The organism is Comamonas sp. 17RB (assembly GCF_030056555.1).
GTDB lineage: Bacteria > Pseudomonadota > Gammaproteobacteria > Burkholderiales > Burkholderiaceae_C > Comamonas > Comamonas terrigena.
The window spans coordinates 1-15,653 of sequence record NZ_JASHHY010000007.1; the positions used below are offsets into that span (position 1 = coordinate 1).

The 15,653-nt window shown below is 64.5% G+C and carries 14 protein-coding genes; 4 read left to right on the forward strand and 10 right to left on the reverse strand.

The window, feature by feature from the left end:
- The 10 genes from QM470_RS13140 to QM470_RS13185 all read right to left on the reverse strand — a co-directional run.
- Positions 1–179: Flp family type IVb pilin (locus tag QM470_RS13140; protein ID WP_283339769.1), on the reverse strand; the 179-nt coding region annotated here is incomplete at its 3' end.
- Positions 180–226: 47 nt separating this feature from the next.
- On the reverse strand, positions 227–436 hold the full coding sequence (locus QM470_RS13145; RefSeq protein WP_218333064.1) for a Flp family type IVb pilin: 210 nt from the start codon (positions 434–436) through the stop codon (positions 227–229).
- A 157-nt stretch (positions 437–593) separates the two neighbouring features.
- Positions 594–920 carry a hypothetical protein gene (locus tag QM470_RS13150; RefSeq protein ID WP_218333063.1) on the reverse strand — a complete coding sequence of 109 codons (327 nt, stop codon included), beginning with the start codon at positions 918–920 and terminating at the stop codon, positions 594–596.
- Positions 921–933: 13 nt separating this feature from the next.
- Positions 934–2,433, reverse strand: coding sequence for a type II and III secretion system protein family protein (locus tag QM470_RS13155; protein WP_255578297.1), 1,500 nt, complete (start codon positions 2,431–2,433; stop codon positions 934–936).
- Positions 2,434–2,576: 143 nt separating this feature from the next.
- Complete coding sequence (gene cpaB / locus QM470_RS13160; protein WP_283339583.1) at positions 2,577–3,425, reverse strand: Flp pilus assembly protein CpaB; 849 nt, start codon at positions 3,423–3,425, stop codon at positions 2,577–2,579.
- A 29-nt stretch (positions 3,426–3,454) separates the two neighbouring features.
- The gene (locus QM470_RS13165) at positions 3,455–4,045 is read right to left on the reverse strand and encodes an A24 family peptidase (protein WP_218333061.1); all 591 of its coding nucleotides are present in this window, start codon (positions 4,043–4,045) and stop codon (positions 3,455–3,457) included.
- A gap of 1,019 nt (positions 4,046–5,064) precedes the next feature.
- Positions 5,065–6,360, reverse strand: a complete 1,296-nt coding sequence (locus tag QM470_RS13170) for a TRAP transporter large permease (RefSeq protein WP_283339584.1) — start codon at positions 6,358–6,360, stop codon at positions 5,065–5,067.
- Positions 6,353–6,859, reverse strand: coding sequence for a TRAP transporter small permease (locus QM470_RS13175; RefSeq protein ID WP_283339585.1), 507 nt, complete (start codon positions 6,857–6,859; stop codon positions 6,353–6,355). The genes QM470_RS13170 and QM470_RS13175 overlap by 8 nt, the downstream gene beginning before the upstream one ends.
- 97 nt (positions 6,860–6,956) lie before the next feature.
- The gene (locus QM470_RS13180) at positions 6,957–7,940 is read right to left on the reverse strand and encodes a TRAP transporter substrate-binding protein (RefSeq protein WP_066540150.1); all 984 of its coding nucleotides are present in this window, start codon (positions 7,938–7,940) and stop codon (positions 6,957–6,959) included.
- 217 nt (positions 7,941–8,157) lie between these two features.
- Positions 8,158–8,829, reverse strand: coding sequence for a GntR family transcriptional regulator (locus tag QM470_RS13185; RefSeq protein ID WP_066540152.1), 672 nt, complete (start codon positions 8,827–8,829; stop codon positions 8,158–8,160).
- Positions 8,830–8,900: 71 nt separating this feature from the next.
- Between QM470_RS13185 and QM470_RS13190 the strand changes: the two genes are divergently transcribed.
- The 4 genes from QM470_RS13190 (at position 8,901) to QM470_RS13205 (ending at position 15,606) form a co-directional block, all read left to right on the forward strand.
- A complete protein-coding gene (locus QM470_RS13190) occupies positions 8,901–9,653 on the forward strand; it encodes a LamB/YcsF family protein (protein ID WP_283339586.1) in 753 nt (250 codons plus the stop codon).
- Between the two features lie 5 nt (positions 9,654–9,658).
- A complete protein-coding gene (locus tag QM470_RS13195; protein ID WP_283339587.1) occupies positions 9,659–11,275 on the forward strand; it encodes a 5-oxoprolinase subunit B/C family protein in 1,617 nt (538 codons plus the stop codon).
- 9 nt (positions 11,276–11,284) lie between these two features.
- The gene (locus tag QM470_RS13200) at positions 11,285–13,024 is read left to right on the forward strand and encodes an acetyl/propionyl/methylcrotonyl-CoA carboxylase subunit alpha (RefSeq protein ID WP_283339588.1); all 1,740 of its coding nucleotides are present in this window, start codon (positions 11,285–11,287) and stop codon (positions 13,022–13,024) included.
- A 92-nt stretch (positions 13,025–13,116) separates the two neighbouring features.
- Entirely contained in the window at positions 13,117–15,606 is a 2,490-nt protein-coding gene (locus tag QM470_RS13205) for a heavy metal translocating P-type ATPase (protein WP_283339589.1), read from the forward strand.
- Positions 15,607–15,653: the final 47 nt, after the last annotated feature.

Below are 15,653 nucleotides of genomic sequence, written 5' to 3' on the forward strand. Positions count from 1 at the left end.
AGGCAGTCCGAGACTCGGGTGATGAAGTCCGCGAACTGGCCGCCGGCCAGGCCCTGCAGTGCCAGCACCAGTGCAATGGAAACCACTGCAATGATCAGCGCGTATTCCACGACCTGTGCGCCTTCCTCATCCTGGAGGAAGTGGTGCACAGCGCCGCGCCATTGAGGTGATAAGTACATGGTTTCCTCCTGTGAGGGGTGTCAGGGCGAACGCTTGCTGCGTCAAATCATTCGCAGGTCGACGTGGTCAGGCAGTTGGAGACCCGGGTGATGAATTCGCTGAAGCCGCCACCGTCTTCAGTGAGCGCCTTGAGTGCAATCACCAGCGCAATGGAGACCACGGCGATGATCAGTGCGTACTCGACGACCTGTGCGCCTTCGTCGTCGCGGACAAAGGACAGCAGGGAATTGCCAAATTGATGAGCGATATGGGACATGGTGAACCTCAGTGTGTTGAAAGGTGGGAGACACATATGAAACATTGGCTCTAGGCCGGTAGCTGGCGTGCAAGGCCGGTGTGCGGTCTGGACTCCTTTCGAACTCAAGTGGTTGTGATGGACAGTGATGGGTCAGGTGCTACTGGGAATCGGGGCGTCAGGGGGTGCCGCCGCCGCCCCCTCCCGCACCGGAGTTGCTGGAGCTCAATGAGCCGCCAATATTGATGACGTTGACGGCCTGGGGCGGGTTCTTGTAGCTTTGCTCGTACCGCTCTAGGGTGTGCCGGGTGGCACGGCCATCCATGCCGCTGGCGGCATCGGCGCCGATGCCCGGCGTCTTGCCCGCATCAGGGTTGATGGTCATCTGCATGCGGGCAGAGCGGACGGCGTCTCCGAAGCGGGCGTCGTAGTGGGGGGTGGTGCTGCCGCAGCCAGCCAGCAGTGCGGCGGTGGCCAGGGGAAGCAAGGTGGTGCGAATGGACATGGCGGCCTCCGGTTCAGGTGGGCGGGTTTTGGGGAGCCGGGCGGCTGGCCGGGGGCTCAGCCGAAGGCAGCGTCTGCACTTCCGGTGTGGCGGTTGCAGGAACCGGTGTTGCCATGGTGGCCGGTGCATCCGCCGGGGCTTGCTTGGGCGATGGCGGCGGCGTGGAGCTTTCCAGCGCACCGTTCAGGTACACCTCGGCACGCGAAGGCGGCACATGGTTGTCGGTGGGTACGGAGGGCGCTTGGGCCAGTGCCTGTACCAGGCGCGGGGTGATGATGAACATCAGCTCGGTCTGGTCCGTCTGGAACTCGGTGCTGCGGGCCAGTGCCCCCAGCACGGGAATCTCGCCCAGTCCCGGAAAGCGCTTGATGGCTTCGGTGATGTTGTTCTTGATCAGCCCTGCAATGACCAGGCTCTGGCCGTCATTGAGCTGCACCGTGGTATCGGCCCGGCGCACCGACAGCGAGGGGATGACGGAGGTGACCCCGTTGATGGAGGTGAACGGTGAGCCGGTCTGGGACAGGTCGGACACTTCGGACACCAGCTTCAGGTTGACGCGTGCATTGCCCAGCACCGTGGGGGTGAACTTGACGCCGATGCCGAACTCTTTTTCTTCCAGCGTCATCACTGGCACACCGTTGGTGTTGGTCTGCGCCACGGGAATGAAGATCTTCCCGCCGGACAGGAAGCTGGCCTGCTGGCCACTGATGGCCATGATGTTGGGTTCGGCCAGGATGCGGACCAGGCCATCGTCCTTCTGCCCATCGATGTTCAGCGCGCCTTTGCCGACGCGCAGGGCGCTCAGCAGGCCGCCGCCGCCGCTCAGGAAATTCGACACGACGGAGTAGGTGTTCATGCCACCGCTGGTGATGCGCTGGCCGCTGAAGCTGGAGCCCAGCTTGTCGAGCAGGGTCTTGCTCACTTCGGCGATCTTGACTTCCAGCATCACCTGGTGGGGCGAGGTGGTGCGCAGCAGGTTGACGATCTTCTTGCTGTCGCTGTAGGCCCCGGCCAGGGTGACGATGTCGTCCAGGCGCAGCGGATTGCTGATCTCGCCGCTGAGCACCAGGGCGTTGTCGGCGCCCTGGATACGGATGCCGCGTTCCTCGGGCATCAGTTCAGCGAGCTTGGCCTGCAGTGGGCCCGGATCGATGGTGACGACCACATCCTTGATGAAGCAGGTGCCCTGGGCGTTCTGCAGGATGACGTTCATGGCACCCGACTTGCGGCCCCGGAAGAACAGGTCGCGGGGGCTGAGCAGCTGCACTTCGATGTCGGCAATGCCGTTCTGTGCCTGTGCCTGGCCGGCCATGGCGGTGGCGGGGGCTGCCTGGCCGGCTGCGGGTGTCTGGCCGCTCACCAGGATGCGCGCCATGGGCGAGCTCAGGGGGATGACGACGGATTTGCCCAGCGTGACGGTGGCGGGCTCCTCCATGCGGATGGCGGTACATTGCCGGGTGGGCGAGGCGGCACGCGGTGCCGCAGACGCTGCGGCAGGTGCCGCCATGGCCATGGCAGGGGATGCGCCAGCGGGCTGGGCATCGGCGGCCAGCGCGGATGATGCGCTGACCAGCAGCAGGTTCACTGCTGCACAGAGATGGTGGTATTTCACGGCCGGCCTCTCTCTCTCTCTTGGATATGTGGGTAGCGTGGATGTCAGAAGCAGTTGAGGGTGCTGGTGCCGCCCTGGATGACTTCGACACAGGTGGCTGCCGATGGCAGTGGTGCGGGCCGGGCGCGGGGCGCGACGGGCTTGGCCACAGCCACCTTGACGGGGGCGCTGGGCGGTGTGGGTTCGGCCGTGCCGAACAGCTGGTGCTTGGTGATGCCCGCAGTGCTGACGGGATCCTTGTCAATCTGGTTGCGCAGCACCAGGGACAGGTTGCCTACGCTGCGTGCCAGATCCAGTTTCTCGGCCTCTTCCGGGCTGAGTTCGAGCGTGACGGCGCTGACCACCTTGGGCTTGGTTTCGTCGCGATCGGCTTCCTGGGCCACGGCCAGTACCAGCACGTTCTCCAGCACGGTCTTGCTGATCTGGCGCGCATCGTCCGATTTGCCGCCTTGCTCGGTTTGAGCGTTGACCACCACATCCACGTGGTTGCCTGGCAGGGCGAAGCCCGCCACGCCCACCACATCGTTCACCCGCACGGTCATGGCCCGCTTGCCCGGGGCAATGACGGCGGCCAGGCCGCCCCGGGTTCCCACGGGGGCCAGCTTGCCTTCCAGCACCGCCTCCCCGCGCAGCACGCCGACCTTGACGACACGGTCCTGCAACTGCTGGATGTCATGGAAGGCGCCGTTCGGGATGGACCCCCGGGGCCAGTCCACCGTGCTGAGCATGGTGGGAAGAATCTTGCTGCCCAGAGGGATGTCGCTGACAGCGACCACCACCTTGTCGGCATCGATGCTGCCGCGCTGGGCAACCCAGTTGGCGGCGTAGACCGCAGCGGCCAGGCTGGCAAGTGCAGCGAGGACGAACAGACCCAGGGCCTTGAGGTTTTTCATGGGGACCTCCCGCTATACCGTAGTGATGGTTAAACCCAGGTGAATTGCCGGGCGATGAGAAACGATGCGGTGCCCAGCGCAATGCTCACCCCGTAGGGCAGCGTGCCCACGGATGGCGCTGAACTGGCGCGTGCATCGGGACGGATCCCCGCGGCGACGGAGATGAACAGCAGCTGTGTGGTCTGCCGTGTGTTGTGCAGCAGCTTCCTGGCGGCCCTGTGCCACAGTGCGTAGGCCAGGGCAGCAATACCGCCAGCGATGAAGACGAAGATCACGGCATGCCAAGTGCCGTCAGGACCCAGGAATGCGCCCGCCATGGCCATCAGCTTGACGTCCCCCGCGCCCATGGCGCGCAGCAGGTACAGCGGCAGCATGAGCACCAGCCCCAGGCCCAGACCGCCCAGTGCCCAGAGAAATCCGCCGCCGTGGTGGGAGGAGGTGGTCAGGCTGTAGAGCAGGGCGGTGGCTGCACCACCGAAGGTGAGGGCATTGGGAATGCGGCGGGTGCGCAGATCGCAGATGGCGGCGGCCAGCAAAAGCAGCAGCAGCAGCAGCGAGCGTGGCTCGGTGAGCAGTGCGCCCACCAGGTCGGCTCCGGCGCGAAGTTCTGAAAAGTCCATGACCAGCCTCCACTCTCTGTGCTTGCTGAACCGTGTCCGTCACCGTGGCCGGTGTTGATCGGATGCGATCCAAAAGTGACATTGCAAGATAGATAATCTCTATCGGAATATTTATCTTGTTTTGAGAAATATTAGGCCTGGTGGATATTTTTCACAATCGAATAGTGCGTAAGAAATCTCCGATACCCATCGACGCAGTTACATAACCGTCGCTGTAGGCTAAATCGCATCTGACCCCATATGTAATTGCGACGTATTTGTATTTTGTTTACGGTTGGTCGATTCAATAAAGTGGAAAAGACCTTGTATGTCCGGGTGTGCCTGCGCTGGTCGCCAGGTGGGTCGGAGGGGCGGCTACCTGGCCCTACCTGGTTTGCGCCGGATGCCCAGGGTTTGCGCGCCGTGTAGGGCAAATTCCTGTGCGCTTTGGCGCTCCACTTTTGCAAGCAAATCCAGTCTGCCGGCGGCCGATCATCTAGGGATTTAATGGGTATTTATTATTTAAAAAAGATAAATATAAGTGGCAATCTATAGGCAGAACTGAGAATTTTTTGAGATGTGAATAGTAGTTTCTTGTGTAACTGGAAAAATATATATTCACAATTCGTTCAGGTGATATTTGGTTTTTACCAACCAGATAAATATTCAGAATCCGTTCAGGTCAATCACATGGTCCATGGTATTTCCACCTATTTGGAAGTGGCTGCTGGAAAATGCGAGTCAGAAAAAAATCTGCTGTCGCGGAACGCGAACCATCCTTGCGTATCTCCACGCTGCTTTCGGAAAGGTCTGGTGGAAGGGGCCAGGGGGCAGGCCGCAGTGCTTCACCGCAGATTGCGGCGTGCTTTGCCGGTGCATTCCTGCTGGGAGTGCAGGGCACAGCGGTGGCGCGGCATGCTGCAGAAGCGGCATGGGGAAAGCCGCTGTGGAGGCTGGAGCCGGCACCGCACCGTTGCACCGCCAAGAAAAAAAAAGAGCGCTTCACAGGAAGCGCTCTGGGTGCGGGGCGTAGACGGGGTCTACATGTTGTTGGGCAGTGCAGTCACGATCTGCGGGAAGAACCACAGGATCACCAGGGCCAGCACCATCAGGAAGAAGTAGGGTGCGCAGACGCGGGCGATATAGGTGATCTGCTTGCCCGTCATGCCTTGCAGCACAAACAGGTTGAAGCCCACGGGCGGCGTGATCTGCGCCGTCTCCACGGTGATCACCAGGAAGATGCCGAACCACAGGGGGTCGATGCCAGCAGCCTGGATGATGGGCAGCACCACGCTCATGGTCAGCACGATGGTGGAGATGCCGTCCAGGAAGCAGCCGATCACGATGTAGAAGATGCCCAGCACGATGATCAGCATGGCGGGCGACAGGTGGAGGCTGCCCACGAATTCCGCCAGCTGGCGCGGCAGGCCGATGTAGCCCATGGACAAGGTCATGAAGGCAGCCCCGGCCAGGATCAGCGCGATCATGCAGTACAGGCGCGTGGCACCGAACAGGGCGTCCTTGAAGTTCTTCCAGGTCAGCGCGCCTTGCACGGCCGACAGCACCAGCGAGCCGACCACGCCAATGGCGGCGGCCTCGGTTGCCGTGGCAATGCCCGAATAGATGCTGGCGATCACTGCCGCAATCAGCAGCACGACCGGAATCAGGTGGCGCGATTCGTAGATCTTCTCCTTGAGACTCATGGTCCCGTCGGCCTTGGGCACCTTGCCGGGGTTCAGCAGCGCCCAGATCATGATCCAGCCGCTGAACATGACCGCCAGCATGATGCCCGGCAGTACGCCGGCCATGAACAGCTTGGAGATCGACATCTCGGCCGACACGCCGTAGACGATCAGGATGATCGATGGCGGAATCAACAGGCCCAGGGTGGCCGGGCCGCCCAGCGAGCCGATCACCTGGTCCTGCGGGTAGCCGCGCTTGAGCAGCTCGGGCACATTCATCTTGCCCACGGTGGCGCAGGTCGCGGCGGAGGAGCCCGACACGGCCGCAAAGATGGTGCAGCCAATCACATTGGTGTGCAGCAGGCGGCCGGGCAGGGCGTTGACCCAGGGGGCCAGGCCGCGGAACATGCTCTCCGACAGATTGGTGCGGTAGAGGATTTCGCCCATCCACACAAACAGCGGCAGGGCGGTCAGCGTCCAGCTGCTGGCCGACCCCCAGATGGTCATGGCCATGGCATCACCGGCGGCGCGCGCGGTGAAGAACTCCATGCCGAACCAGGCCACGCCAGCGAGGGTCAGGCCGACCCAGACGCCGCCCGTGAGCAGGGCCAGCAGCACCACGATCAGTGCAATGCTTGCGGTAATTTCATTCATGGTGCGCGTCCTCGTTCGCAACGGCCTTGCGCTTGCCCATCAGCTCCAGCACCAGTTCGTCGCAAAAAGCGATGAAGAAAACAATGGTGCCCAGGGCCATGAAGATCTGGGGAATCCACATCGGCGTGGCATCGATGCCCACCGAGATATCGTCAATCTCCCACGACTGGTACACCAGGCGTGTGGAATAGAACGCCAGAAAGCCGGCCAGCGTGGTGGCGATCACCAGGGCAGTCACTTCCATGGTCTTGAGCGCCTTGCCTTTGAGGGCGCCCAGCAGCAGGGTGACGCGGATGTGCTCGCCCTTCTTGAGCGTGCTGGCCAGGGCCATGAAGCCGCAGCCGGCCATGGCATAGCCCGCATAGGCATCGGTGCCCGGGGCGTTGAAGCCGATGACGCGGCTCAACACCGTGAGCAGCACCATCACCAGAATTCCGATCATTCCCAGGCCCGCCAGCCAGGCCGTAGATCCGTACAGACCATCTAAAAATTTGCGCATGCTTGTGTTCCGCAGCAGGGGTTGAACCGGTCCCATCGGACAAGGCCCTTGCGCTGCCTGGTGCAATGCAAGGGCCTTGTTTCAGGGCTGCAACCGATTACTTGGCCTTCTTGTAGGCGTCCAGAATGGCCTGGCCGTCCGCACCGGCCTTTTCGGTCCACTCCTTGACCACGGTCTCGCCGACCTTGGCCAGATCGGCCTTCAGCTGGGCGGAGCCGGTTTCGATGCTCATGCCACCGGCCTTGAGCGCGGCGATGGACTTGGCATCCACTTCCTTGGATTCCTTCCAGCCGCGGGCTTCCGCGTCGGCTGCGGCCTTCAGCACGGCGTCCTGCGTGGCTTTGTCCAGCGCGGCAAAAGCCTTCTTGCTCACGGTCACGGCATTCTTGGGGATCCAGGCCTGCACGTTGTAGTAGTACTTCAGGTTTTCAAACAGCTTGTTGTCGGCACCGGTGGCGCTGGAGGTGATCAGGCCGTCCACCACACCAGTGGCCAGGGCTTGCGACAGCTCGGCTTCCTGCACGGTCACAGGCTGTGCGCCGATCAGCTCGCCGATGCGGGCGGTGGTGGGCGAGTACACGCGCCACTTCATGCCCTTGAGGTCGGCCACCGAGTTGACGGGCTTCTTGGTGTAGATGCCCTGGGGCGGCCAGGCCACCGAATACAGCAGCACCTGGCCTTGCTTGTCCAGCAGCTTCTGCAGCGCAGGCTTTTGCGCCTGGTAGAGCTTGAAGGCTTCGTCGTAGCTGCTCACCAGGAAGGGCAGGCCGTCTGCGCCGAAGATCTGCGATTCGTTCTGGAAGCTCACCAGAAAGAACTCGCCCATTTGCGCATTGCCGGTTTGCACGGCGCGCTTGATCTCGGGCATCTTGAACAACGATGCGCCGAAGTGCGGCGTGATCTTGAGCTTGCCGCCGGTGGCAGCGTCCACCTCTTTCACAAACAGCTCGTTGTTCTTGGAGTGGAAGTTGCCGGGGCCGTAAGCGGTGGCGAAATCCCACTTGGTTTGGGCAGCGGCCGCACCGGCAAAACCGATGCTGGCGACCAAGGTGGCGGTAGCGCAAAAGATGCGACGCTTCATGTTGACTCCTTGAGGAAGGGCTGAAAGATGCAGGTGGTCACGTAAGGCAAGTTACGTGCCAAAAGTAGCATTGGTTTCAACAATCATCCATAGGGGATTTCAACGATGATGCAGTTGCGTAGGTGTTGTAGCTTCTTATTGTTGAGAGTCTGAATTCAGATTGTTCAACTAAATTGGTGCATATCCCTGTGGCGGTGCACCTTCCTGGGGATTGGAATCACGGCAGCTGGCGGGCATAGACGGCCAGCACCATGCGTTCGGATTGCACCAGATAGGTCTCCAATTCCTGGGCAGCCTCCTTGGTCTGCCCATCCATCAACATCTGCAGCAGGCGCGCGTTATGGTCGACGTAGGGGGCATGAAGGTATTCGGGATCGTCCAGCATGCCGAAGGCCAGCCGCAGTTCGGCGGCCAGGTGGGCAAACATGGAGGACAGGCGTGCACTGTCGCTGAGCGCCACGATGCCCGCATGGAAAGCCATATTGGCCGAGCCCACGGTGCGCCAGTCCTTCACCTGGCGGGCGGCCAGGGCGTCGTCCACGGCCTGGCGCATGCGTTTGTGCGCAGGGTGCAGCGGCCATGCCTTCTCCAGCGACTGGCATTCGATCAGCCGGCGCACCCGGTAGATGTCAATGATGTCGGCAATGGAGGGGGTGGCCACGGAGACCCCGCGGTTGGGTTCATGCCGCAGCAGGCCTTCCTTGATCAGCGTGCGGAAGACCTCCCGCAAGGTGTTGCGCGAGATGTCCAGTTGCTGGCTCAGCGCGGCTTCCGACAGGCGCTGCCCGGCGCGCAACTCGCCGTGGATCAGCTGTTGGCGGATGCGCTCGGCCACGGCATCGCTCAGGCTCGTGGATTCGTTGCTGGAGGGGTCACGTGGGCTTGGCATGGCAGATTGGTAAGGAATTTGCTAGATATTGTTGAACAAAGCGCTGGCATGTGGCGCAAGGAGCATACAAGATGGATTTGAACAGCGATCTGGGTGAGAGCTTTGGTGCCTGGAGCATGGGCGACGATACCGCCATGCTCGATATCGTCAGCAGCGCCAATGTGGCATGCGGCTTCCATGCGGGCGATGCCGCTGGCATTCTGGCCACCTTGAAGGCGGCCAAGGCGCGCAATGTGGTCGTGGGCGCCCATGTGGCCTACCTCGATCTGGCCGGTTTCGGCCGCCGCAACATGGATGTGGCCAGCAGCGATCTGGTGGCCGACGTGATCTACCAGATCGGCGCGCTGCAGGGCCTGGCCCAGGCGGCGGGCACCACGGTGCGGTATGTGAAGCCGCATGGCGCGCTCTACAACACCATTGCCCAGGACCGGCGCCAGGCCACCGACGTGATCAACGCCATCAAGGCGATCGATCCCTCGCTGGTGCTGATGGCGCTGGCGGGAGCACCGCTGATCGGCTGGGCGCGCGACGCCGGCCTGACCGTGGTGGCCGAAGCCTTTGCCGATCGTGCCTACACCCCCCAGGGGGCCCTGGTGTCGCGCCGCGAAGCCGGTGCTGTGCTGCACGATGAAACCCTGATCGCCCAGCGCATGCTGACCCTGGTGCGCGAAGGCGTGATCGAGGCCGTGGATGGCTCCATGGTGCGGGTGGAGGCCGATTCGATTTGCGTGCATGGCGACAGCCCCGGGGCGGTGTCCATTGCCCGTGCGCTGCGCCAGCGCTTTGAAGCAGAAGGCGTGCAGATCGCCTCGTTCGTGGCATGAGCTGCATGCGTTTTCTGCCGGTCCACCGCCAGGCCCTCATGGTGGAGCTGGACGATCTGCAGCAGACCCTGGTACTGCTCCAGTCCCTGCAGGCCGAGCCGATTGACGGCGTGCAGGAGCTGGTGCCTGCTGCGCGCACCATCCTGGTGTACTTTGCTCCGCACCGGGTAACGGCGGCGCAGCTGGTGCAGGCAATTGCGGGCCGCAATCTGCAGGGCAGCGTGCAGCGCTCGGATGTGCTGGTGGAAATTCCCGTGCGCTATGACGGCGAAGACCTGGCCGATGTGGCGCAGATGCTGGGCATCAGCGCGCACGAGGTGGTGCAGCGCCACACCGGCAGCGAATGGTCGGTGGCGTTCACCGGCTTTGCACCGGGCTTTGCCTATCTGTCAGGGGGCGACCCCATTTTCAACGTGGCGCGCCGTACCACCCCGCGCACCAAGGTGCCGGCGGGCGCGGTGGCGCTGGCCGGTACGTTCAGCGCGGTCTACCCCCAGGCCAGCCCGGGCGGCTGGCAGATCATCGGCGTGACGGATGCCGCCATGTGGGATCTGGCGCGTGACCTCCCCGCGCTGCTGCAGCCGGGCTACCGCGTGCGGTTTGTCGATGCATCCACCGCCAGCGCCGGGGCAGACCCGCGCCTGGCGGATGCAGCACCCGTCCAGGCTGCGGCGGCGGTGCCCCCCGCAGCCATGGGGGACACCGGCCAGGCGCTGCGGGTGCGCGCCACCGGGTTGCTGACCGTGTTCCAGGACCGTGGCCGCCATGGACAGGCGGGCCAGGGGGTTTCGGCTTCCGGCGCCATGGACCAGGCGGCTTTCAAGAGCGCCAACCGCCTGGTTGGCAATGCCAGCCACCTGCCGGTGCTGGAGACCGTGGGCGGCGGCCTGGTGCTGCAGAGCGTGGGCGAGAACGTGGTGGCCGTGACCGGCGCCGACGCGCCCCTCACTATCACCACCGCAGCCGGCCGCCGCTGGAATGCGCCGCGGTACGCGGCCATTGCGCTGGCCGATGGCGACAGCCTGGGCCTGGGGCAGCCCACGACCGGTGCCCGCTGCTATGTGGCGGTGCGCGGCGGCTACCGGGTGACCCCGGTGCTGGGCAGCGCATCCACCGATACCTTGGCCCTGGTGGGCCCGCCCGCCCTGCACAGCGGTCAGCTGCTGCCTGTGGAAGCGGCCTTGCATGCCGTGGTGGGCGATGCGGCCCTGGCACCAGACCTGCTGCCGGCCCCCGGCCAGGAGGTGGTGCTGGATGTGGAGCTGGGCCCGCGCACCGACTGGTTCACGCCCGAGGCCGTGGCCCTGCTGGCCAGTCAGCGCTGGCAGGTCACGCCCCAGTCCAACCGGGTGGGCCTGCGCCTGGCCGGCGACGTGGCCTTGGCGCGTGCCATCACCAGCGAGCTGCCCAGCGAAGGCACGGCCCTGGGCGCCATCCAGGTGCCTGCCAGCGGCCAGCCGGTGCTGTTTCTGGCGGACCACCCCCTGACCGGGGGCTACCCGGTGATCGGCTGTGTGGCCCCCCACCACCTGGATCTGGCGGGGCAGATCCCGGTGGGTGCATGGATTCGTTTTAAGCCCGTTCGTGCATTTGCAGTGTTGAACCCTGCCGTGGCGGACTGAGGAAGCTGTATGAAAAAAGTCCTGATTGCGAACCGCGGCGAGATTGCCGTGCGCATTGCCCGCGCCTGCGCCGACTATGGTGTGAAGTCCGTGGCGGTGTATGCCAATGCCGACATCGATGCCTTGCATGCCCGCACGGCCGACGAAGCCTATGGCCTGGATGGCGACCAGCCTGCCGACAGCTATCTGCACATCGGCAAGCTGCTGGCGATTGCCCAGAAATCCGGCGCCGATGCGGTGCATCCCGGCTATGGCTTTCTGTCGGAAAGCGAAGCCTTTGCGCGCGCGGTGCTGGATGCCGGCCTGATCTGGATCGGCCCCCGGCCCGAGACCATTGCCCAGTTGGGCGACAAGGTGGAAGCCCGCAAGATTGCGCTGAAGGTGGGCGCGCCGCTGGTGGCGGGCACGCCCGGCCCGGTGCAGAACGCCGATGAGGTGCTGGTCTTTGCACAGCAGCATGGCCTGCCCATCATCATCAAGGCGGCGTTCGGAGGCGGTGGCCGCGGCATGAAGATCGCGTGGCGCATGGACGAGGTGGCCGAGCTCTATGCATCGGCCGTGCGCGAGGCCGTGACCGCCTTTGGCCGCGGCGAGTGCTTTGTTGAACAGTTCCTGGACAAGCCCCGCCATATCGAGGCGCAGGTGATGGCGGACACCCACGGCCACGTGGTGGTGATGGGCACGCGGGACTGTTCGCTGCAGCGCCGCAACCAGAAGCTGGTGGAAGAGGCGCCTGCGCCCTTCATCACCGAGGAGCAGCGGGCACGCATCCACAACGCCGCCAAGGCGATCTGTGCCGAGGCGGGCTATGTCGGCGCCGGTACCGTGGAGTTTCTGCTCAGCGACAACGGCCAGGCCGGGGGCGCCATCTCTTTCCTGGAGGTCAACACCCGCCTGCAGGTGGAGCACACGGTGACCGAGGAAACCACGGGCGTGGACCTGGTGATCGAGCAGCTGCGCGTGGCCGACGGCCTGCCGCTGTCCGTCACCGAGACCCCGGTGCCACGCGCGCACTCCATCGAGTTCCGCATCAATGCCGAGGATGTGGGGCGCGGCTTTCTGCCCACGCCCGGCCCGGTGCTGAAGTTCGTTCCGCCATCCGGCCCCGGTGTGCGCCTGGACTCCGGGGTGGAATCGGGTTCGGTCATTCCCGGCAGCTTTGACTCCATGATGGCCAAGCTCATCGTGACGGGCGCCACGCGGGAGCAGGCCCTGGCCCGTGCCCGCCGTGCGCTGCGCGAGTTCCAGATCGAAGGCGTGGCATCGGTGCTGCCCTTCCACCAGGCGGTGATCGGGCACCCGGATTTTGTGGGACAGGACGGTTTCAAGGTGCATACGCGCTGGATCGAATCGGGCTTTGCCGAGCCGCTGGCCGCTGCCGTGCGTGCCGAGCCGCTGCCCGACGCCAGCCTGGTGCGCACGGCCATCGAGATGGACGGCCGCCGCGTGCAGCTGGGCTTGCCCGCGGTGCTGCTGCAAGGCCTGGCTGCTGGCGGCGGCGGTGCCGTGGCTGTGTCTTCCGCCCCGGAGGCGGTGGATGCAGCGGCCGTGCAGTCCCCGATTGCCGGCAATCTGCATGCCTGGAAGGTGGCGGATGGCGATGCGGTCCAGGAAGGCGATGTGATTGCCGTGATGGAAGCCATGAAGATGGAAATGCAGGTGTCGGCGCACTGCAGCGGGCGCATCACGCTGGCGGCGGCCGCCGGCACGGCCCAGACGCTGGGGGCGGTGATCGCGCACATCCGCTGAATGGAAGGGGCGGCAGATCAGGCTGGGCACCGTGCTTGACATTGACATGATGTCAATCTCTACAGTCATACTCCACAACCTTGGAGAGTGTGATGAACGCTGCAAACAGACTGCCTGCCCATTTCGATTTCACCGTAGAGGGAATGACCTGCGCGTCCTGCGTGGGCCGGGTGGAGCGTGCGCTCAAGAAGGTGCCCGGTGTGCAGGAGGCGGTGGTCAATCTGGCTACGGAAAAAGCCAGCCTGCAGCTGGATGATCCGGCGCAGGCTGCCACCATCCTGCCGTTGGCGGTGGCGGCCATCGAGAAGGCCGGCTATGCCGTGCCCCAGCAGACCGTGGATCTGCAGGTCGGCGGCATGACCTGCGCGTCCTGCGTGGGGCGGGTGGAGCGGGCGCTGAAGAAAGTGCCCGGCGTGCAGGGCGCCAGTGTCAATCTGGCCACGGAGCGCGCGGCCGTGCAGGTCAACGACGGCACCGATGTGGGGGCGCTGATTGCCGCCGTGGCCAAGGCCGGCTACGAGGCCAGCGTGGTGCCGCAGGCCGGATCCGGCAAGGCGGTGGACGACGCGGCGGCCGAGCGGCAGGCGCAGGAGCGGGCCTCGCTGCAGCGCGCGCTGGTTCTTGCCGCAGTGTTTGCACTGCCCGTGTTCCTGCTGGAAATGGGCGGCCACATGGTGCCGGCTTTCCACCATTGGGTGTCCCACACCATCGGCACGCAGAACAGCTGGTACCTGCAGTTTGCACTGACGGCCGTGGTGCTGTGTGGCCCGGGCCGCCGCTTCTTTGAAAAAGGCATCCCCGCCTTGCTGCGCGGGGCGCCGGACATGAATTCACTGGTCGCCGTGGGCACGTCGGCCGCCTTTGCCTATTCGGTGGTGGCCACCTTTGTGCCGCAATGGTTGCCGACCGGCACGGTGAATGTGTACTACGAGGCGGCGGCGGTCATCGTGGCGCTGATCCTGCTGGGGCGCTTCATGGAGGCGCGTGCCAAGGGCAATACCTCCGAAGCCATCCGCCGCCTGGTGCAACTGCAGGCCAAGACCGCCCGTGTGCGCCGCGATGGGGTGGTGCTGGAACTGGATATCGCCCAGGTGCATGCCGGCGATGTGATCGAAGTGCGGCCGGGCGAGCGCATCCCGGTGGACGGGGAGGTGGTCGAGGGCCAGAGCTTTGTCGATGAATCCATGATCAGCGGCGAACCCGTTCCGGTCGAAAAGACCGTGGGTGCCGAAGTCGTGGGCGGTACGGTGAACCAGAACGGTGCCCTGGTGTTCCAGGCCACCAAGGTGGGGGCCGACACGCTGCTGGCGCAGATCATCCGCATGGTGGAGCAGGCCCAGGGCAGCAAGCTGCCGATCCAGGCACTGGTGGACAAGATCACCATGTGGTTTGTGCCCGCGGTGATGGCGGCGGCGCTGCTGACCTTTGCCGTCTGGTTGGTCTGGGGCCCTGCACCTGCGCTGAGCTTTGCGCTGGTGAATGCCGTGGCCGTGCTCATCATTGCCTGCCCCTGCGCCATGGGCCTGGCCACGCCGACGTCCATCATGGTCGGCACCGGCCGCGCCGCGCAAATGGGGGTGCTGCTGCGCAAGGGCGAGGCGCTGCAGCAGCTCAAGGATGCCAAGGTGGTGGCGGTGGACAAGACCGGCACGTTGACCAAAGGCCGCCCGGAGCTGACCGATCTGGTGCTGGCCGACGGGATGCAGCGCAGCCAGGTGCTGGCGCAGGTGGCGGCTGTGGAAGACCGCAGCGAGCACCCGATTGCCCGCGCCATCGTGGATGCGGCCCGTGCCGAAGGTCTGCAGATCCCGGCGATCAGCGGGTTTGAATCCGTCACCGGCTTTGGCGTGCGCGCGCTGGTCGAAGGCCACCGGGTGGAGATCGGTGCGGACCGCTTCATGCGCGAACTGGGCCTGGGTGTGGACGGTTTTGCGGCCGAGGCGCAGCGCCTGGGCGGCGAAGGCAAGACGCCGCTGTATGCGGCGGTGGATGGAAAGCTGGCGGCCATGATTGCCGTGGCCGACCCCATCAAGCCCACGACCCGGCCGGCCATCGAGGCGCTGCATGCGCTGGGCCTGAAGGTGGCGATGATCACCGGCGACAACCGCCACACCGCCGAAGCGATTGCCCGGCAGCTGGGCATTGACGAAGTGGTGGCCGAGGTGCTGCCTGGCGGCAAGGTGGAGACCGTGCAGCGTCTGAAGGCCGAGCACGGCACGCTGGCCTATGTGGGGGACGGCATCAACGACGCCCCCGCGCTGGCCGAGGCCGATGTGGGCATTGCCATTGGCACGGGCACCGACATTGCGATCGAGGCCGCCGATGTGGTGCTGATGTCGGGCGACCTGTCGGGTGTGCCGAATGCGATTGCGCTGTCCAAGGCCACGATGAAGAACATCGGTGAAAACCTGTTCTGGGCCTTTGCCTACAACGTGGCGCTGATCCCCGTGGCGGCGGGCCTGCTGTACCCGTTCAACGGCAAGCTGCTGTCGCCCGTGTTTGCGGCCGGGGCCATGGCGTTGTCCAGCGTGTTTGTGCTCTCCAATGCGCTGCGGCTCAAGCGGTTCAAGGCACCGCTGTAAGACCGCAGGCAGCCGGGGCGAGGCTGCGGCATGAAAAAAGCGCTTCC

What these genes read in the sequence shown, in the direction of transcription:
- QM470_RS13145 (WP_218333064.1), bottom strand. Translation starts at nt 436, where the DNA reads ATGTCCCATATCGCTCATCAATTTGGCAATTCCCTGCTGTCCTTTGTC.
- QM470_RS13150 (WP_218333063.1), bottom strand. Translation starts at nt 920, where the DNA reads ATGTCCATTCGCACCACCTTGCTTCCCCTGGCCACCGCCGCACTGCTG.
- QM470_RS13155 (WP_255578297.1), bottom strand. Translation starts at nt 2,433, where the DNA reads ATGGCCATGGCGGCACCTGCCGCAGCGTCTGCGGCACCGCGTGCCGCC.
- cpaB (WP_283339583.1), bottom strand. Translation starts at nt 3,425, where the DNA reads ATGAAAAACCTCAAGGCCCTGGGTCTGTTCGTCCTCGCTGCACTTGCC.
- QM470_RS13165 (WP_218333061.1), bottom strand. Translation starts at nt 4,045, where the DNA reads ATGGACTTTTCAGAACTTCGCGCCGGAGCCGACCTGGTGGGCGCACTG.
- QM470_RS13170 (WP_283339584.1), bottom strand. Translation starts at nt 6,360, where the DNA reads ATGAATGAAATTACCGCAAGCATTGCACTGATCGTGGTGCTGCTGGCC.
- QM470_RS13175 (WP_283339585.1), bottom strand. Translation starts at nt 6,859, where the DNA reads ATGCGCAAATTTTTAGATGGTCTGTACGGATCTACGGCCTGGCTGGCG.
- QM470_RS13180 (WP_066540150.1), bottom strand. Translation starts at nt 7,940, where the DNA reads ATGAAGCGTCGCATCTTTTGCGCTACCGCCACCTTGGTCGCCAGCATC.
- QM470_RS13185 (WP_066540152.1), bottom strand. Translation starts at nt 8,829, where the DNA reads ATGCCAAGCCCACGTGACCCCTCCAGCAACGAATCCACGAGCCTGAGC.
- QM470_RS13190 (WP_283339586.1), top strand. Translation starts at nt 8,901, where the DNA reads ATGGATTTGAACAGCGATCTGGGTGAGAGCTTTGGTGCCTGGAGCATG.
- QM470_RS13195 (WP_283339587.1), top strand. Translation starts at nt 9,659, where the DNA reads ATGCGTTTTCTGCCGGTCCACCGCCAGGCCCTCATGGTGGAGCTGGAC.
- QM470_RS13200 (WP_283339588.1), top strand. Translation starts at nt 11,285, where the DNA reads ATGAAAAAAGTCCTGATTGCGAACCGCGGCGAGATTGCCGTGCGCATT.
- QM470_RS13205 (WP_283339589.1), top strand. Translation starts at nt 13,117, where the DNA reads ATGAACGCTGCAAACAGACTGCCTGCCCATTTCGATTTCACCGTAGAG.